Here is a 17,497-nt window from a genome sequence, read left to right as displayed (position 1 = left end):
CGGAACTTAACGACTGTGGACAGTCAGCTGCCGACAGCCCTGGACGAAGCAGTAAGTAAACTTCAATTTCCGGTTAGATCCGGATTTGTATCAGTTTTATGGAGCAGAGGAAAAAGTATTTGGGTAAGGTATATTTAGTAGGTGCGGGGCCGGGAGATCCGGGGCTAATGACTCTCAAGGGAAAAGCCTTGTTGGAATGTGCCGACGTGGTAATTTACGATGCCCTTGTCAGTCCCCAAATTTTAGCGATGATTAACCCGCAAGCTGAGAAAATTGATGCCGGTAAACGGATGGGGCGTCACTCCTTATTGCAAGAAGAAACTACTTACTTATTAATAGAGAAGGCGCAGACAGAAGCAATCGTTGTGCGTTTGAAAGGTGGCGATCCTTTTGTATTCGGTCGCGGCGGCGAAGAAATGGAAGACTTGGTAAAAGCGGGTGTGTCTGTGGAAGTGGTACCGGGTATAACGTCGGGAATTGCCGCACCTGCTTATGCGGGTATTCCTTTGACTCACCGTTCTTACAGTTCTTCAGTTACTTTTGTGACCGGACACGAAGCGGCTGGGAAGTATCGACCCGCTGTAAATTGGAGTGCGATCGCTCACGGTTCGGAAACAATTGTAATTTACATGGGCGTTCACAATCTACCTTATATTGCCGAACAATTGCAAATAGCTGGCTTAAGTGGCGAAACTCGTGTCGGTTTGGTGCGCTGGGGTACTCGTCCCGAACAGCAAGAACTCTACGGTACGCTGGGTACAATTGTCAAGTTAGTTGAAGAAAATCAATTTGGCGCACCTGCGATCGCCATTATTGGATCTGTAGTAAACTTACACAGTATTCTTTCCAGTTGTCGCCCGTAACACCTATGAATTTATGGATGGCAATGCCATAACTTCCACCCAAGCAATTCAAGCGATTTTGGCACCGGCGGTAATGATTTCCTCTAGTGCCTTATTTTTTTTGGGATTAAGTGCCAGGTATATAGCTCTTTTAACTCGCATCAGGTTATTGAATGATGAAAAGCGAAACCTGAATAAACTTATGACCAAACAAGGTCAAATTGATGAGTCTGACAATATTAGATTGTTGCACATCATCACACAAGTAAATATATTATTGCGAGCTGCATGGTTTGTTCGCAATGCAATTATGTGTCAGGTTTTAGCGGTAATTTGCTTCGTTTTAACTTCCTTATCCATCGGGATAAATTTCTTTTTTTATACTAATTTAATTCAGGGGTTGCCACTCTATTTATTTACAGGTGGTATGTTTCTCGTTCTAGGCGGCGTTACTTGTATGGTATTGGATATTTTTATTTCTTATCGAGTTATCATTATAGAAGTGAAAGATGAACCTTAACTCACATCTTGCACCAGGTTTAGAAACCGGGTTTCCTGCAAATAGTTAAATCTGAAAGCGTACATATTTCGTTAAGCAACCCGGTTTCTCAGGTATTGTTGAGAATGGTGCAAGATGTAAGTTCAGAACAAAATTAGATGAGTTTTTTGTCAGAAGCTAAAAAATGATCCCAGTCGTCGTAGCCATAAATACTCTCATTGCCCTAATCAATTTCTATATTGCTTGGCGAGTGTGGAAACTGCGGCAAATACTGGCACGCGCAGCAAATGCCATACTTACCGCAGAACGGGGCACTCATAACGTGCTGTACAACGCACCAAATGCAATTTCTAAAGGACAGAAGGGCGTATCGCTGCTGCGAGAGCGGTATCAGGTGCTGGAAATTCAGATCCAAAGGGTGCAACAAATTATAGGCTTACTAGCCCTATTAGGGAAAGTCTGGCAAAAGCCCCGAAGTCAGCTGGCAAAGCAGTCTAAATTTCTCAAAAAAGTAGCGAAATTGCCGATCGAGCGAGGACAAAGTTAAGCGAATTAACCGAGATTTGTTTCGCGCTGGCGACGGCAGACTGATTAATACGGACGTGAATAGTAGTGCTAGTATGATCGGGAAAGCATTTTCCATAGACGCGCAGCGCCTTACCGAAGAAAATACAGGATGTAGTAGTACGTCCGCTGAAATTAACCGCTGACAAAACGGTTGGAATGGACAAGTGTAATATTTGTCTATAAAACCTGTAACTATAGAGACCCGAAAATGTCTGATAAGCGTTCTGGAGCTTTTATTGGTGGTATGCTGCTCGGAGCAGCGATCGGCACCATTACTGGTTTGCTGATTGCACCGCGCACCGGTAGAGAAACGCGACATTTGCTCAAAAAATCTGCCGAAGCTTTACCCGACTTGGCAGAAGACCTCTCAACTACTGTACAGCTGCAAGCCGATCGGCTCTCCGAATCTGCACTGAAAAACTGGGATGACACCCTGACGCGACTTAAAGAAGCGATCTCTGCTGGAATAGAGGCTGGGGCTCAAGAAAGCAAAGCCTTTGAACGAACAGAAGCCGCAGCACCTTCGGAAAAAAACTCATCCCCCGACCCGGAGGAGCTATACTCGAATTCCTATGGTTCGGGGACTACAGTGGCTTCCCAAGACATCACACCCACATAAACTCTCAGGTAACTGCAAAAATAACCCTCGCTTTTGGCACAAATCCTGTGATTGACCCCCTATTTTGGTTAGGATTTTCCATACTGCTGGTTGCTGTCAGTCTTGCGGCTGTTTTGATGGCAGCTATACCCGCATTGCAGGAGATCGCCCGCGCTGCTCGCAGTGTGGAAAAATTAGCTGATACCCTATCTCGCGAATTGCCCCCTACTTTGGAAGCGATTCGCTTGACCGGTATGGAAATCAGCGATTTGACAGATGATGTCAGCGAGGGAGTTAAAAGCGCTGGTGTTGCGGCTAAACAAGTCGAACAAAGCGTTGTGTCCGCCAAGACGCAGGCAAAAAAAGTGCAAACTACTACTCGCAGTGTGTTTACTGGTGTTAAAGCCGCTTGGAAAACCTTTACTCGCAGCCAAACTAGCCCCTCCGCCTCTATAGGACGGCGGTCTGCCGCTACCCCTCTCCCGCCTTCTCAAGGAACTCCCTTGGATGTTCGCGATCGAGCGATCGCACCTTCTCATCGCGCTTCAGAGTCTCACCGAGAAATTGCTGAGCGCCGAAGCGCCGAGGCTTCTCACTCAGATTCGGAAGTATATTGGTCTGGTGATGAAGTTGAATAATTTCAAGTACTGCTACTGGTTTGTTGTAGTTGGTACGATTCCGAAAATTTTAGCCTTGATATTATAGCGCAAAAAAACTTTTTTTACGCAGATATCCTTGCAATTCATTGCTAACTGGTTGCGATCGCAATTTTTTAGAAAATTTTTTGTAAACAAGTGTAAAGAAATATAATTTTTCTATTATCCTTTGATTAAGAAAGCAATATTTTAGTGTCCGCGACTTGAGATTCTGGTAAAAAAGCCAATGCAGAAGCATAATTTTGTAAAACGACTTTTGGTATCCATAGCAGCCTTCTTCCTGGCCGCAAGTGTTTGGGCCCAAGCACCGGCAGCACAGGCATTCGACAATCCAGAGTTACTGCCCCAGATTCAAACGCCAATAATTGACTTAGCGAAGTCTCTTACCGACGTTCAGGAACAAGCTCTTGCACAAGATATACAGAGTTTCGAGGCAGAAACTGGCTGGAAGCTGCGAGTTTTGACCCAATATGACCAAACTCCCGGTCGTGCTGTCAAAAACTATTGGGGATTGGATGACAAAAGCGTCTTACTGGTTGCTGATTCGCGAGGCGGCAATATCCTAAACTTCAGCGTCGGCGATGACATTTACAAGCTTTTACCTCGTACTTTCTGGATTGAACTGCAAACTCGTTACGGCAACCTGTACTTTGTCCGCGAAGAAGGCGAAGACCAATCCATCATACAATCCCTTAACTCGATCAAAACCTGTTTGCTCAAGGGCGGCTGCAACGTAGTACCGGGACTGCCCCGCGAGCAGTGGATTCTTACCCTAGTTACCTCGATTGTTGGTGGTGTTGTGTTTGGATTCGCCGCCCAACCCCGCAAACCAGGACAAGCTATAGCTTGGCAATGGGCTTTAATTTTCTCGCCATTGTGGGGGATATTGTTTATTGCCTTCGGTATTGGCCCAGTCGTCACCCGTACTTCCGAGTGGTTGCCCTTGTTCCGAAATGTGGCAGGCTTCATGATTGGTGCTTTAGTCGCCTACCTATCGCCAATGCTAGCTTCCCCTTCTGAAAGTTCCAGCCGCTAAGGTTAAACAAACCCGGTTTTTCACCAAAACCGGGTTTCTGTCCCACTTCAACTAACCCGGTTTTTCGCCAAAACCGGGTGTCTGTCCCAAGACGATGAGTGCAACAATGCGGCGGAACTAGAAACAGATGCCATAAAAGCGCGGTAGAATATGAGCCAGACAGAGAAAATCAAGCATTGCTTCCGTTTTATGTAGCAGAAATCATGGAATGGCACCTTACAGATGCTCAGAGTCTGGCAATTATCGATCGCGAAATAGGGGATCATGTATTTTCCCCAGCAGAATACGAAATAGTACGTCGGGTGATTTATGCTACAGCAGACTTTGAATACAAATCTTTAATTCGTTTTTCGGAAAGAGCATTACAGGCCGGAGCCGCCGCTTTAGCCGCTCGCACTACCATAGTCGTAGATGTGCCAATGGTACAAGTGGGAATTACACCAAGTATTCAAAGTACTTTTGCTAACCCGGTGTATTGCAGTATGGACGCCCTGACGCGACCCCAAAGAGAAAAAACCCGCGTTGCTTGGGGAATTGAAACTTTAGCCAGACGTTATCCAGAAGGCATCTTTGTGGTGGGTTACGCGCAAACGGCTTTAACTTCTCTCGTAGAATTAATTGAAGCAGAAGAAATTCGTCCCGCTTTAGTAATCGGAACCCCTGCTGGTTTTGTCGATGTGGACGTTGCGAAAGAAAGATTGCAAGATTCCTTAATTCCCCACATCCGCACGGAAGGACGCAAGGGCAGTGCGGTGGTAGCGTCGGCGATTGTAAATGGATTGGTGGATTTGGCTTGGCAAGCTTACGGACAAGAAGGAGCTGTGGGAGTTTAGAAACAGGAGTTAGGGGGTAGGCGAAGAATCCGAAAATTGAATAACCTGCGATCGCGATCGGACAGTTGGTGAATTTGCGTAGTATTTTAGTGGCAAGAGAATATAACTTTCAGAGTTTTACAGGCAAACAGAGGATTGAGTCGCGGTTTTTCCCAGATTTAGAGTTACAGTTGAGGAGATTGTTGGTTTTGGGAAGCGGATTTGATATTGTTTTGTATGGGTAGCGATCGTACTCAAGGAAAGTAGCGGTAAAATTCCTTTCGATGTAGAACCCTGTAATATGGATAGTATGTATTCACTGTTTTTCAAGTTCTGCTAGCGCTTCATCTAAATTAAGAGGGGTTTCATCTTTTACTTCCCTCATCGCAAGTACGAGTCCTTCATCCTCCATCGCTTCTAGGAGGCGCTGATAATCGCTAAAATTGATAACGACTTTTTGGATATTACCCTGAATGTCAATTATCAGTTCTTTAACAAATGGATAATCTTCAGCTTTCATTTAAATTTTGGGCGTGATAATCATTATTATAAATGTAGCGCGGCTATTTTTGGCCAGGACTTAACGAAAATTGAAGAACCTGCGATCGAGATCGGACAGTTAGTGAATTCGCGTAGGATTTTAGTGGAAAGAGAATATGAATTTCAGAGTTTTACGGGAAAACAGAGGATTGAGTCGCTGTTTTTCCCTGCGTTAGAGATTACTGTTGAGGAGATTATTGGTTTTGGTCAGGGGATTTGATATGGTTTTGGATGGGTAGCGATCGCACTTGGTTTTGGAAAGTGCGATCGCTTACCATCTAAATTTTAAGAATTGCGTAGTTTAAATAAAACTCGTAAATAACTGTTGCTTATTGCTTCGGTCTTGAGCAGACTACCTTAAATTTTGGTACTGTCTAAAATATTATCGGTGTTTATATAGCAGGTTTCAGTTGTATGAAGTATACTTCAGAAACCCGGTTTCTTGAAGAAACCGGGTTTCTCTGTACCTCAATCACCTGAGAAAAGCTTTAATCAGGGGGTAAAAATGACAACTAATGCAGAAAATAATTTTACAAAAGTATTGCAAAAGTTTGCCACAGAAGTAACTAATAAATTTAGACTTCAATCGATTTCTTTCAATCCTGAAGACCAACTCAAAGCACCGATCGAAAATTTGCTCAAACGTTGTGGAGAGATACTTAACTTAAAAGTAAATGTCGTTACAGAAGTTCGAGAAAAGGCACTCTCAGGAAGACCTGATGTAGGAGTTGCCGTTAGTTCTCTTTTAGCTGGATATATTGAACTAAAAGCACCAGGAAAAGGAGCAGATCCCAGCAAATTTAAAGGAGATAACAAACAACAATGGGAGAAGTTTAAGAACTTATCAAATTTGATTTACACAGATGGAAATCAATGGGCACTTTACCGAACAGGTGAGAGAGTAGGAAAAATTATTAAGCTTTCTGGTGATATTACCTCTGATGGTGAAGATGCTGTTACAGATCGAAATTCTCAAGCTTTGCTAACACTTCTGCGAGATTTTTTCCAATGGAAACCAATTGTACCTTCTACACCAAAAGCTCTCGCTGAAATGCTGGCTCCTATTTGTCGCTTGTTGCGAACAGATGTGTTAGCTGCACTGGAAGATCCCGAATCTAATCTTAGCAATTTGGCAAAAGATTGGCGGATTTATCTTTTTCCTGATGCTGATAACAAGCAATTTGCAGATGCTTATGCTCAGACATTAACATACGCGCTTTTACTAGCGCGATTTTCTGGTGCAGAAGATCTCTCATTACCACAAGCAGTCAAAACAATTAGAACAGGACACAGCTTACTTGCTGATGCTTTGAAAATTCTTGGTGATGAAGCTGCACGCGAACAAATTGAGGTATCACTAAATTTATTGGAGCGAATTATTGCTGCCATTGATATCACTGCACTAGCTCAAAAAGGCAACGAAGATCCTTGGCTATATTTCTATGAAGATTTTTTAGCACAATATGACCCTAAAATGCGAAAAGAAAGGGGTGTTTACTACACTCCAGTCCCCGTTATTCAAACACAAGTTAGACTGGTGGCAGAATTACTCGAAAAATACTTTGATGCAGAGTATTCATTCATCGATCCAAAGGTTGTAACTCTAGATCCTGCTTGCGGAACAGGCACTTACATTTTAACAGCCCTTAAAGATGGTTTCGATCGAATTACCAAAGATCGAGGAGCAGGAATGCGCGTTGCTGCTGCTACCACAGCAGCAGCAAATATCCATGCTTTTGAAATTCTAGTTGGCCCTTATGCAGTTGCTCATCTTCGCTTGACTCAGCAAATTTTGAGCGAAGGAGGAACTTTACCAAAAGATGGTGTTCATGTATATCTTACAGATACGTTAGAATCTCCTTATGCTGCTGTACCTGGACATTTACCGCTATCTCTCAAACCATTAGGAGAAGAATACAAACGCGCCCAAAAGATTAAACAAGATACACCCGTTCTAGTTTGTATTGGTAATCCACCTTACGATCGCCAACAGATTCAAGAAGACGATCGAGAAGTAGAAAAACGAAAAGGCGGATGGGTTCGATTTGGAGATAACAGACAGGAAATCGATCGAAATCAACAGATGATTGCTGAGGCTATTCTGCAAGATTTTATTGAACCGCTACGACAGGCAGGGCAACTCGTTCATGCTAAAAATTTATATAACGACTATGTTTACTTTTGGCGATGGGCGCTATGGAAAGTTTTTGAGTCAAATCAAGAAAATCGTCCAGGTATTATTAGTTTTATCACGGCTTCTTCTTATCTGCGTGGCCCTGGTTTTGCGGGGATGAGACAGGTGATGCGTCAAACTTTTGATGAACTTTGGTTTATCGATCTGGAGGGAGATAATCTTGGCGCAAGAAAAACAGATAATGTATTTGCTATTCAAACGCCAGTTGCGATTGCGATCGGTGTTCGTTATGGAAAACCGCAACCTGAAGTTCCGGCGAAAGTTCATTTTACGCGAGTTGATGGCACAGAAGGAGAAAAACTGGCAACTCTTGGTAGAATCGACTATTTCAAAGACTTGGTATGGAAAAATTGCCCTACAGGTTGGACAGATTTATTTTTACCCGTAAGTGATACTGACTATGGGAAATGGGCAAGATTGACTGATTTATTTCCTTGGCAGGTAGGTGGAGTACAATTCAAACGGAAATGGCCGATCGGTGAAAGTATTGAAATTTTAAAACAACGATGGAAAAATCTAATTTCTGCCCGTGATTCCCATTTAAAGGCAAAACTTTTCAAAGAGACTCGCGATCGAAAAATTAGCAAGCAATATAGATCCCTGGAGGAAAACGGTATTTTATTACCTCCTATTGTCAATGTTTCTCCAGATACGTCCTATGTACAACCAATTCGCTATGCTTATCGGAGTTTCGATCGCCAATGGGCGCTCTTAGATAATAGGCTTTGTGACTTTGCTCGGCCTGTTTTGTTCCGCTCTTATAGCGATCGACAAGTTTATATGATAAGTCTGCTTACTAACGTTCTTGGTGAGGGATCTTCAGCAGTTGCCACTGCCTTAATCGCTGACTTAGATCATTTTCGTGGCTCTTTTGGAGGTAAACACATTATACCCCTCTGGCGAGATGCAGCCGGAACTCAGCCTAACATCACTCATGGAGTTTTAGCAACCTTAATTGCAAACTTAAAATGCGAAGTTTTGCCAGAAGATTTTTTTGCTTACTGTTATGCAATTCTTGCTACTCCCAAATATGTAAAAGAATTCTGGAATGAACTAGAAACCCCAGGCGCAAGAATTCCTATTACCAAAGACTCTAATTTATTTGGTCAGGTAGTTGCTATTGGTCGTCAACTTGTTTGGTTACATACTTATGGTGAAAGATTTATTCCGAATGGTATGAAACCAGGTAAAATTCCGCCTGGAAAAGCTCGTTGTAAAATAGGAACTCCAACAACAGAAACCGACTATCCAACCGAATTTTCTTATGATGTCGGTATGCAAGAACTGCGAGTTGGTAAAGGGATATTTGAAGGGGTTCGTCAAGAAGTCTATAATTTCAGTATTTCAGGTTTAGAGGTTGTAACATCTTGGCTTTCCTATCGGATGAAAGATGGGGCTGGTAAAAAATCTTCACCTCTCGATGATATTCGTCCGCAAATCTGGGAATTTGATAATGAACTTCTCGATCTGCTGTGGGTGCTTGATGCAACTGTCGATATTTTTCCTCAGTTATCTTCTTTGTTTGATGCACTTTTGAAAAGTAATTTGTTTGTTTACTCTGAATTTCGACAACCAACCGAATCAGAAAGAGTTAGTTTGGCAGAAGTTGAGACAGAATTACCGCTTTTCAATATGGAAAAATACGAAGAGGAAGAAGAATAAAAATTAATAGCTTCTAAAGCGAAAAAGAGAGATAAATCATGGTTGAAACAATCCAATCTCAAGATATCACTTTTGACCAATTAATTAAAAACTTCGATTTAGAACGCACTAACGACGATCGCTTCTTTCTAGAATGGCAAGATGATTTACCGGAACTGACAGATTTGGAAAAGCAAACCCTAGATGAAGTAAAAGCAGACTACCTCCATTTGTCTCGTTATACCATTCTAGAACCAATTGTCAAAATGGTGGTGTTAGGGCCATTGTTGAGATTGGCGGGTTTTTATCGTCCGCCATTTTATATTACTGCCGAAAAGTCGGTGAAAATTTCATCGGAGGATGATGGTACTATTGTAACAGGACGCCTTGACCTCTTAGTTTTTAAGCCTTCTTTTTGGGTACTCGCTATTGAAGCCAAAAGCGTAAAATATTCGGTGGAAGCGGGGATACCGCAAGCGTTGGCTTATATGTTGGGTAATCCTAATTCTGAAAAACCTGCCTTTGGTTTTGTGAGTAATGGCCCGGAGTTTAAATTTCTGAAACTGACGAAACAAGGTAAGCCAAAATATGCTGAATCTTATCCCTTTGCGCTGCAACGGGGGGATGATTTGTATACTGTTGTGAGCGTGTTAAAACGCCTCGCTCAATTACTTGGAGAATAACTAAAAAATTTTGTAGGGTGCGTCAGGCTCGATCGATTGGCTATAGAACTCAAGCGGCTGGAGAAACCGGGTTTCTGTCAACTACTTTCACCTCAAAACCTAGATTTTTCGCCTAAAAACCCGGTTTCCGACCGTTACCAGTCATCATCTCTTCTCGGAGGTCTGCGCGATCGATTCGCACCATATCCGGGATCTCGTTCGTAACGCTTTTTCTTTTTCTTTTGCCTGTCCCCTTCCGGGGCATTTCCTAATTGGTGGCTAATATCGACAAACAAATCTCGCCGTAAGTAAGGATAGTCACTCACCCATAAATTAAGTTCGGGAAGAAAAATATCGGAAACTTTCGCAATGCGACTCATATCCGGTCGTTCCGACATTACCAACATTTCTGCCCATTCTCCACGCACGATCGCTTGATGAGAACGCTTTAGCGGTACTTGTAATTGAGTCAAAAAACCAGTCTCATCTCCTACTTCTAAATTAAGTCGGCGTTCCCGGTTTTCTACAATCACTAACTCGCCGCGTTTGTTCACATTTTCCTGTGCTTTTCCTACCAATTCTTCGCTGATATAAACATCTAGCACTTGACCGCGCCAAAAAGCACTGTAACGATAGCGGCGAGATTCTAAATTACGCAAACTCGCCCAAAAAACAGGCCCCCATAACCAGTAAAAACCGCTCACTGTTCCTATTAAAACAAATAGCCAAGCAAAATCTTGGAACGCTTGCTCAATCAAAAATAGTATAGCTACACTTACCAAAGAAATTAACAGCCGGAATAAGAAGTTGGCACTTTTACCCCAGCAATATTTGTACTGTGCAGCTGTAGCAATGATTGGGATCAGTTGTTCAAATTTTGCGCGGGTTAATGGAACTAGCATATGGATTTTGGATTTTAGATTTTAGATTTTGGATTGAATGGGGGATGGGCAATCTAGTTTTTTTTGTTAAGATGCCCTATGCCCTATTCTCCTACAATATCTTCTCTAAACCATATACTAACGATTTCAGCTGCGTGACTTTGCGGATCGATAGCAGAACTCCTGGCATATAGCAAGCTCGATCGCTCGTATCGTGGCGTAGGGTATATATTTGACCGGGAGCCCCAAACATCACCTCTTGATGGGCAATTAGACCGGGTAAGCGGACGCTGTGAATGCGAATGCCTTCATTTGCTACACTACCTCTCGCACCCGCTAACTTTTCCTCTTCCGCCACAGAGGGGGGGTTGAAACTTTTCCCCATTTCTGCTAGCATTTGCGCGGTTTGAATAGCCGTACCGCTGGGGGCGTCGGCTTTTTGATTGTGGTGAAGTTCGATAATTTCTACGTGGTCGAAGTATTTGGATGCCTGAATAGCTGCTTGCTGAAGCAAAACCATGCCGATCGAAAAATTGGGAATAATCAGGCAACCAGTACTCGCTTTTTCCGCAAACTCGGCTAAATCTTGAATTTGCTCCACACTCAAGCCGGTCGTGCCGACAACGGGACGGACACCGTAGGCGATCGCAGACCTCACAGAATCATATACCGTTTTGGGATGGGTGAAGTCTACCATAACGCCCAGCACTTTTTCCTGGGCAGCCATTGCCAACATCGGTTCAAATTGATTCGTGATGGGAACTTCCAGCGGGCCACATCCAGCCACCTCCCCAGCATCTTTGTTTAATAATTCGGGATTGAGATCGATCGCACCCAGTAGAGTCATGTCAGGTGCGCCAGCCACAGCTTTAATGACCTCGCGGCCCATTTTGCCACCAGCACCGTTTACCACAACTGGAATAGGAGATTGATTGGCCATGAAAAATACCGATTTTAGATTTGAGATTTTAGATTTTAGATTGAATTGGCCATCGAGCAAGCAATTTTAGATTTGAGATTTTAGATTTTGGATTTGAGATTGAATTGGCAATCGGGCAGAGGGGCATAGGGCTCACTGCCCCTCTGCTCAACCAGATGGAGGATTCTCGTTTGAGTTTCCGTCTTCCGGGTTAAACGGACTTTCGCCAATGCCAAGCTGCTTTTTACTGCGTTTTAGCTGTTTCCAGAGTTTCTTAATTTGTTTGTAAGCTTCATCTGGAGGCAGCTTTCCACCAGTTTCTAAGGAGCAAACGAAGTTCACTCTTTGAGCAAATTCCTGCAAATTAGCGTTAAAAACCATGTTTTCTGGTTTGACTTGACCGTAGTAGCGACTGCGAGGGTAGAGAAAATTGGAGCGATCGTTCATGGCTCCCTCCATTATGTTATATACCAATTAAACATTCTTCTGTTATAGACGCTCTCAGTCAGGATGGGTATCTACGTAATACGCAGATACTTAATCGCGTCTCGGTTGCCAAAAGTTTCCTTTAGCTTTATCTACCAGCCCCAAGTTCCCGGCCCACCTTTGAACGGCCCTACAATGTCGCTGGTGATCCAGCCGCCGTAGAAATCACCTGGCTGCGGTTGCACCCTCTCACCGTTAACATAGCAAGCTTCCATCAAATTGGCATAAAAAGCTACATAATCTTTGATGGAGATAAAGGCGGGAGTGGGAGCCGTATAAAACCAAGCAGCATTTTGCGCTTGCTTGTTACCGACAATTACACTGTAGAAATGCGCTTGACCTTTCCATTCGCAAAAAGTAACGCGGTTTTCGCGCACTAGATATTCCATTTTAATATCATCGGTTGGGATGTAGTAATTGGGTGGATGACTCGTTTCTAACACACGCTTTGCTCGATAGGTATCTGCAATTACAATACCGTTAAACACAACCAGGATGTGTTTCGGAGTGTCTTCTAAACGAGGCGGACGGGGGTAGTCCCAAACAGATTCTTGACCTGGCCCAGGTTCGATGCGCTGAATCATATCAATTTTGGATTTTGGATTTCAGAGCTAAGATAGCTTCTTTCCAAGGTAATTGGTAAGTTCTTCACGTAACCATTCTTTCTCTGATTGGGCTAACCAAGATCCGAAACTATGGGTACGTACTCCTTCGACGATCGTACAGGCCATGACTGGTTTGTTGTTGACCTCGAAATTACTGCACAAGTCTACTCGATCGATATCTTGTGTGCGTCCCCGAATCTGATGACTAAAAGCAAATAACTTCCACTGCAATCGAAAATTCTCCCGATCGATCTCCAAGCGCGTCCGACCCGCTACGCTAAATAAAACTCCGCCCAACATTCCCAATCCTACTATCCAAAAAGGAATGGAAAGTAAGGGAAAAAATAGATAAGCACCGACTGCGATCGCTCCAGCTGTCCAGAAAAATAAAAATCCACTCCAAATCAGCGCAAAACCCAACCAGGAAATGTTCTGAAATTGCCACCCAGATGGAGGAATTTCCACGACAAGTCGCTGGCCTGTATTTTGCAAAACGATGCGACTGCCCGCAGGTTTGCGCCGCTTTTGTACAGTAATTGTATGTTCGCCGCGCAAGTTTGCCAACGCATCTTTTGCAGAGGAAAATCTATCTTCCGGTACCGGTTCGAGCATTGTTTCTAACCAGTCGGCAAATTCATCTGAGATTTCCACTTGAGAGCGAAAGTCTATTTTGAGGCGATGTTGCGGCAGATCGACAGTCGATCGATGTGTCAGCAAGAACAACAATGTCGCTCCCAGTCCGTACAAATCCGTTGAAGGGTAGGCTTGTCCGCGAAATTGCTCAGGAGCCATGTAGCCGTAAGTACCGATAACTGTGCTGCCTCCCGTCACCGTTTGCCGATAGGTGTCTTGCACAGCACCGAAGTCAACTAGAAAAATTTGTCCATCTTCCCTTTGGATGATATTTTGCGGTTTGATATCTCGGTGGATGACGGGTGGGGCAAATTCTTGTAAGTAAGTGAGAATTTCCAGAACTTGCACCGCCAAACGTCGTACTTCCGATTCCTTCCCGCGCCAACCGCTTTCGACTAACGATGAAAGCGATCGCCCTTCTGCCAATTCCTGAACCAGGTAAAATCGGCAATCTTCAGGCGTATCGACTTGAAAATAATCCAAATACCGAGGTATGCTGGGATGATTGAGATGGGATAATATTTTAGCTTCTCGTTCAAATAATTCTAGCACCTTCCACTGACTGACTCGCCGGAATGACAGTTCTTTGAGTGCCACTCGCTGATTGCTGTGCAAGTCGATCGCTTCGTAAGTTATCCCAATGCCACCCTGGCCCAAAGTATTCACAATTTGATACCGTTGGGCGATCGCATCTCCTGGTTGGTGCAGCAGTTCCATAATGAAGAGAGAGACTAAGGGCTAGTTGTCGGTTGGTTTGAGGAACGAAACCCAACAACTTAGTCTAAATTTTAGCCTAAGTTGTTGGCTGACGTTATGCACAACTAAAACTAATACTCCAAACAGAATCAAACAGAATAAATCAGGCTGAACTGGTTTTCACGAATCATTTAAGATTTAGGCTGATGGCGGTAAATTTGGTTTTCGATCGCCAAAATGCGACTTATATTTCTTAAATCGGTAAATACCATATCCAGCACCGCCTATTAAAAGTATATATGGGCTAAACGCAAATAGCCATATACTGAAATTCAGTAATCCGATGCTAAACTCACTGAGGGAATGAGTTGCCTGTCCCCAACTTTCTTGTACTCGCAAACCCAAGGGAGTACCCGCTGGCGGTGCGGCTGGAACAGTTGCTTCTAAATTTAAGGTTATCGTGGAATAAGCTACTTGATTTTGCAAATTTTTCAATTGTGCGGAAATGCGTTCGATCGACTCTCGGATGTTACTGAGTTGTTGAGTAACTTGTAACACATCTCGAATCGAACCGGAACGTTCTAAAATTTTCAATACTGCTTCTTCCGATTTCCGTAAATTCTTCAATCGCGCTTGAAAATCTACTAACTGATCCGAGACATCTTCTGCGGTGAGAGAACGGCTTTGCACGTTTCCTAATTTTGCTAAACTATCGAGAGATGTTTCCAATTTTGACGACGGTACGCGAATTTGCATGGAAGCAGTTGCACGGCTGCTAGGGTCGGTAGGTTTGCTATCTTGGAAACCGATGATATCGCCTTGTTGTTTTCTGACGATATTGGAAACATCGCGCATACTCTGGTCAATTGATTTGACAACAAGACTTAATTCAGCCCTTTTAATTAATTGTGGGAGAGAACGCCTTGCGGGTGCGGCTGCTGCAAAACTTTCTTCCCTCGCTGCTACAATATCTCCTGACGGTGCTGGTTGCATTGCTGGTGCTGCCGCCATTTTTGCATTTTGCATTGGTGCTTGTGTTGTTTCTCGTTCCATTGAAGCACCGCTAGTGGGGTTGTAGCCAGCGCTACAACTCGGTAACGCGATCGCAGATAGCATCCCCACTAGCAAAAGTTTTGTCAAGCGATCGCACTTGGCCGGATGCGATTTTAATTGAGTTTGCATATAATATTTTCCTTGGGGAAACCAGAAACATGAGTTTGTATGTTAGAAATAATCTAACCTCATTTGGCTTGGCTATGTTAGCCGTTACAAAAATTGTAATGCTGGGGAAGCTGAAAGCCTTGCAGTTGAGATAATCTAGGTTGCGTCAGACGAGGTTGCCGATCGCATAACGCCAACAAAGAAGAAATTGAAGCTATTTTGGCAGCAGATGAAGCAGAATACGATCGTTTATGGTTACAAGAACTGCAACAAGAAGTAATGATTGGGTGGGAAGCATCCCAACGCGGTGAAGTTGTCGATGGTGTAACTGCAATGGCACAAATTCGCGCTAATATGCGATCGTCGCGCTAAATATTATTGACAGGTAAGTAATCGACGAATTATAATAATAAACAGGCACAGCCTGGGGGTGGTCGTATGACCGCCGAATCATCACCGCTTAAAAGGCGATTTTGTTGTTTTTATGTATTATCAAAACAAAAACTATTCCTAAAATTATACAGAATTGATAATAGTTTTATTCAAACATAAATAAATGCGATCGCACAAAAATCAACACCCTGTCAACGCCACATCTGGCGGTTTTTCCCCTGTCAAAACTGCATACAGAGTAGCCGCCAAAGCATAAACATCCGTATAAGCACCTTTATCTTTTTGTGGGGTATAAAGTTCCAAAGCCGCAAACCCAACTTCCGTTGCTTGTCGCGACAAAGGATGCTCGAAACCGCGCACCAGTTCAAAATCAATTAGCACCGCATCGTATTTACCAGCGCGAATCATAATATTATCTGGTTTCACGTCTCGATGCAGGTCTTTGTGTTTGTGTACTTCGCTAAGTGCGGAACCAATTTGTTGGATATAACGCAATGCTTCTTTTTCTGGCAAAACTCGTTTGACTAATCGATTTAAAGTATCCCCTGGAATATATTCTAGGACAATACAGCTGCGATCGCCTTCTTTAAAGGTTTTTTTAACTTTTACGATATGGGGATGGTTGTATCGCCGCAATTTATCAGCTTCATCCAAAAATCTAGTTTCTAATTTAATTTTTTCTTCTGGCGTTATTTGATGAGTTTTAATTTGGATATCTAGTTGTTCGTAGTTTAAAGTTTTGATGACTGTATCTCCACCATTTTTATTATCTTTGGCAAGATAAGTTACGCCAAATCTGCCGCGCCCAAGTTCGCATTTAATGGTATAATCACCATTCTGTAATTGCTGTCCTGTCGTCCAATTCATATTTTTCGCATCTGATGAAGCTTACCTTGATTTTGGCACAGTTGGTAAAATCTGTCTGCGGTTGGATGTTAGAGTTGAATACAAAAGATATGAAAAGACGGGAGAATAGAAAGCTGGAAATGCAAAAATCGGTTAATTTGTAGGTTGGGTTGAGGTAAGAAATGCAACCGATCGGTTGGGTTTGGCTTCACTCAACCCAACATACGAGCCAAAGGCTTTGGCGCTAAAGCGCAACTACATACCTGGAGAAAATTTTATGAAAACAACTATCTTGGCAACAATATCTGTTTTAACTTCCCTGTGCTTAACATCTCCCTTGGTAGCGCAAACAGATGACCCGGTACAAAGGTTAATAAGCACAAAAGAATGTGCGGGATGCGATTTAAGCGGCATGAACTTGAACGGTTTGGATCTCGGTGCTGTAAATTTGAGCGGTGCGGATCTCAGCGATGCTAGTTTAAAGAATACAATCCTAGTAGGTGCTAATCTCAGAGGTGCTATTCTGCGGGGTGCTAACCTGAAGCAAGCGATGCTGACGGGTGCAGATATCAGCGGTGCAGATTTAACTTACGCTGACCTCACTGAGGCTAACCTGTTTCGCGCTAAAGCGAACGAGTTGGGAGGAACGGATTTTACGAATGCCATTTTCAGCAACACGATGATGCCTAACGGTAACATTCGTAACCCAAAACCAATTGTAATCTCTACCCCCGAAAATGTAATTCCCGCCGAGTCTCCGGGAAAAATAGAATAGGGTCAAGGGAATTCTGGACGGTTGTTTCCCCCACTCCTCCACTCCTCCACTCCCC

The 17,497-nt window shown here is 43.4% G+C and carries 19 protein-coding genes; 11 read left to right on the top strand and 8 right to left on the bottom strand.

What is annotated here, in order from left to right; genetic code table 11:
- The first annotated feature begins 98 nt into the window (after positions 1-98).
- From cobA to H6G03_RS33485, 7 genes are all read left to right on the top strand, one after another.
- A complete protein-coding gene (gene cobA / locus H6G03_RS33515; protein ID WP_190474578.1) occupies positions 99-863 on the top strand; it encodes a uroporphyrinogen-III C-methyltransferase in 765 nt (254 codons plus the stop codon).
- A gap of 13 nt (positions 864-876) precedes the next feature.
- The gene (locus H6G03_RS33510) at positions 877-1,362 is read left to right on the top strand and encodes a DUF2721 domain-containing protein (RefSeq protein ID WP_190474576.1); all 486 of its coding nucleotides are present in this window, start codon (positions 877-879) and stop codon (positions 1,360-1,362) included.
- Positions 1,363-1,525: 163 nt separating this feature from the next.
- Positions 1,526-1,888 (top strand): hypothetical protein, encoded by a 363-nt coding sequence (locus H6G03_RS33505; protein ID WP_190474574.1) that lies wholly within the window; start codon positions 1,526-1,528, stop codon positions 1,886-1,888.
- A 228-nt stretch (positions 1,889-2,116) separates the two neighbouring features.
- The gene (locus H6G03_RS33500) at positions 2,117-2,527 is read left to right on the top strand and encodes a YtxH domain-containing protein (protein WP_190474572.1); all 411 of its coding nucleotides are present in this window, start codon (positions 2,117-2,119) and stop codon (positions 2,525-2,527) included.
- A gap of 47 nt (positions 2,528-2,574) precedes the next feature.
- The gene (locus tag H6G03_RS38455) at positions 2,575-3,144 is read left to right on the top strand and encodes a DUF948 domain-containing protein (protein WP_322112022.1); all 570 of its coding nucleotides are present in this window, start codon (positions 2,575-2,577) and stop codon (positions 3,142-3,144) included.
- Between the two features lie 244 nt (positions 3,145-3,388).
- Positions 3,389-4,198, top strand: a complete 810-nt coding sequence (locus H6G03_RS33490; RefSeq protein WP_190474570.1) for a TPM domain-containing protein — start codon at positions 3,389-3,391, stop codon at positions 4,196-4,198.
- Positions 4,199-4,401: 203 nt separating this feature from the next.
- Positions 4,402-5,031: a precorrin-8X methylmutase gene (locus tag H6G03_RS33485; RefSeq protein WP_190474580.1), complete on the top strand. Its 630-nt coding sequence runs from the start codon at positions 4,402-4,404 to the stop codon at positions 5,029-5,031.
- A 295-nt stretch (positions 5,032-5,326) separates the two neighbouring features.
- On the opposite strand, the gene H6G03_RS33480 is transcribed toward H6G03_RS33485, so the two are convergent.
- Positions 5,327-5,530, bottom strand: coding sequence for a hypothetical protein (locus tag H6G03_RS33480; protein WP_190474568.1), 204 nt, complete (start codon positions 5,528-5,530; stop codon positions 5,327-5,329).
- A gap of 525 nt (positions 5,531-6,055) precedes the next feature.
- Here H6G03_RS33480 and H6G03_RS33475 point away from each other — a divergent pair.
- Together H6G03_RS33475 and H6G03_RS33470 are read left to right on the top strand one after the other, a co-directional pair.
- Complete coding sequence (locus tag H6G03_RS33475) at positions 6,056-9,406, top strand: type ISP restriction/modification enzyme (protein ID WP_190474566.1); 3,351 nt, start codon at positions 6,056-6,058, stop codon at positions 9,404-9,406.
- A gap of 38 nt (positions 9,407-9,444) precedes the next feature.
- Positions 9,445-10,068: a type I restriction endonuclease gene (locus H6G03_RS33470; protein WP_190474564.1), complete on the top strand. Its 624-nt coding sequence runs from the start codon at positions 9,445-9,447 to the stop codon at positions 10,066-10,068.
- A gap of 134 nt (positions 10,069-10,202) precedes the next feature.
- Here H6G03_RS33470 and H6G03_RS33465 read toward each other — a convergent pair whose 3' ends face one another.
- From H6G03_RS33465 to H6G03_RS33440, 6 genes are all read right to left on the bottom strand, one after another.
- Complete coding sequence (locus tag H6G03_RS33465) at positions 10,203-10,949, bottom strand: phosphate ABC transporter permease (RefSeq protein ID WP_190474562.1); 747 nt, start codon at positions 10,947-10,949, stop codon at positions 10,203-10,205.
- Positions 10,950-11,040: 91 nt separating this feature from the next.
- Entirely contained in the window at positions 11,041-11,868 is an 828-nt protein-coding gene (gene dapB, locus H6G03_RS33460) for a 4-hydroxy-tetrahydrodipicolinate reductase (protein WP_190474560.1), read from the bottom strand.
- 147 nt (positions 11,869-12,015) lie between these two features.
- A complete protein-coding gene (locus H6G03_RS33455; RefSeq protein ID WP_190474558.1) occupies positions 12,016-12,294 on the bottom strand; it encodes a DUF7219 family protein in 279 nt (92 codons plus the stop codon).
- 131 nt (positions 12,295-12,425) lie between these two features.
- Positions 12,426-12,917 (bottom strand): DUF427 domain-containing protein, encoded by a 492-nt coding sequence (locus H6G03_RS33450; RefSeq protein WP_190474556.1) that lies wholly within the window; start codon positions 12,915-12,917, stop codon positions 12,426-12,428.
- 27 nt (positions 12,918-12,944) lie between these two features.
- Positions 12,945-14,288, bottom strand: a complete 1,344-nt coding sequence (locus H6G03_RS33445) for a serine/threonine protein kinase (RefSeq protein WP_190474554.1) — start codon at positions 14,286-14,288, stop codon at positions 12,945-12,947.
- Positions 14,289-14,465: 177 nt separating this feature from the next.
- On the bottom strand, positions 14,466-15,449 hold the full coding sequence (locus tag H6G03_RS33440; RefSeq protein ID WP_190474552.1) for a DUF4349 domain-containing protein: 984 nt from the start codon (positions 15,447-15,449) through the stop codon (positions 14,466-14,468).
- A 198-nt stretch (positions 15,450-15,647) separates the two neighbouring features.
- Here H6G03_RS33440 and H6G03_RS33435 point away from each other — a divergent pair, with 198 nt between their 5' ends.
- Complete coding sequence (locus tag H6G03_RS33435) at positions 15,648-15,800, top strand: hypothetical protein (protein ID WP_242056841.1); 153 nt, start codon at positions 15,648-15,650, stop codon at positions 15,798-15,800.
- 201 nt (positions 15,801-16,001) lie between these two features.
- Here H6G03_RS33435 and H6G03_RS33430 read toward each other — a convergent pair whose 3' ends face one another.
- Positions 16,002-16,688, bottom strand: a complete 687-nt coding sequence (locus H6G03_RS33430) for a serine/threonine protein kinase (RefSeq protein ID WP_190474549.1) — start codon at positions 16,686-16,688, stop codon at positions 16,002-16,004.
- Positions 16,689-16,944: 256 nt separating this feature from the next.
- Here H6G03_RS33430 and H6G03_RS33425 point away from each other — a divergent pair, with 256 nt between their 5' ends.
- Entirely contained in the window at positions 16,945-17,442 is a 498-nt protein-coding gene (locus tag H6G03_RS33425) for a pentapeptide repeat-containing protein (protein WP_190474547.1), read from the top strand.
- Positions 17,443-17,497 lie beyond the last annotated feature (55 nt).

This window comes from Aerosakkonema funiforme FACHB-1375 (assembly GCF_014696265.1).
Taxonomy (GTDB): domain Bacteria; phylum Cyanobacteriota; class Cyanobacteriia; order Cyanobacteriales; family Aerosakkonemataceae; genus Aerosakkonema; species Aerosakkonema funiforme_A.
Note: the sequence above shows the minus strand (reverse complement) of the source record. Positions and strands in the feature narration are given on the sequence as shown.

Bases quoted from the DNA above. Each gene is read 5' to 3' on its own strand.
- H6G03_RS33440 (WP_190474552.1), bottom strand. From the start codon at position 15,449: ATGCAAACTCAATTAAAATCGCATCCGGCCAAGTGCGATCGCTTGACA.
- cobA (WP_190474578.1), top strand. From the start codon at position 99: ATGGAGCAGAGGAAAAAGTATTTGGGTAAGGTATATTTAGTAGGTGCG.
- H6G03_RS33475 (WP_190474566.1), top strand. From the start codon at position 6,056: ATGACAACTAATGCAGAAAATAATTTTACAAAAGTATTGCAAAAGTTT.
- H6G03_RS33450 (WP_190474556.1), bottom strand. From the start codon at position 12,917: ATGATTCAGCGCATCGAACCTGGGCCAGGTCAAGAATCTGTTTGGGAC.
- H6G03_RS33480 (WP_190474568.1), bottom strand. From the start codon at position 5,530: ATGAAAGCTGAAGATTATCCATTTGTTAAAGAACTGATAATTGACATT.
- H6G03_RS33485 (WP_190474580.1), top strand. From the start codon at position 4,402: ATGGAATGGCACCTTACAGATGCTCAGAGTCTGGCAATTATCGATCGC.
- H6G03_RS33505 (WP_190474574.1), top strand. From the start codon at position 1,526: ATGATCCCAGTCGTCGTAGCCATAAATACTCTCATTGCCCTAATCAAT.
- H6G03_RS33500 (WP_190474572.1), top strand. From the start codon at position 2,117: ATGTCTGATAAGCGTTCTGGAGCTTTTATTGGTGGTATGCTGCTCGGA.
- H6G03_RS33430 (WP_190474549.1), bottom strand. From the start codon at position 16,688: ATGAATTGGACGACAGGACAGCAATTACAGAATGGTGATTATACCATT.
- H6G03_RS33465 (WP_190474562.1), bottom strand. From the start codon at position 10,949: ATGCTAGTTCCATTAACCCGCGCAAAATTTGAACAACTGATCCCAATC.
- dapB (WP_190474560.1), bottom strand. From the start codon at position 11,868: ATGGCCAATCAATCTCCTATTCCAGTTGTGGTAAACGGTGCTGGTGGC.
- H6G03_RS33470 (WP_190474564.1), top strand. From the start codon at position 9,445: ATGGTTGAAACAATCCAATCTCAAGATATCACTTTTGACCAATTAATT.
- H6G03_RS33455 (WP_190474558.1), bottom strand. From the start codon at position 12,294: ATGAACGATCGCTCCAATTTTCTCTACCCTCGCAGTCGCTACTACGGT.
- H6G03_RS33425 (WP_190474547.1), top strand. From the start codon at position 16,945: ATGAAAACAACTATCTTGGCAACAATATCTGTTTTAACTTCCCTGTGC.
- H6G03_RS33510 (WP_190474576.1), top strand. From the start codon at position 877: ATGGATGGCAATGCCATAACTTCCACCCAAGCAATTCAAGCGATTTTG.
- H6G03_RS33445 (WP_190474554.1), bottom strand. From the start codon at position 14,288: ATGGAACTGCTGCACCAACCAGGAGATGCGATCGCCCAACGGTATCAA.
- H6G03_RS33490 (WP_190474570.1), top strand. From the start codon at position 3,389: ATGCAGAAGCATAATTTTGTAAAACGACTTTTGGTATCCATAGCAGCC.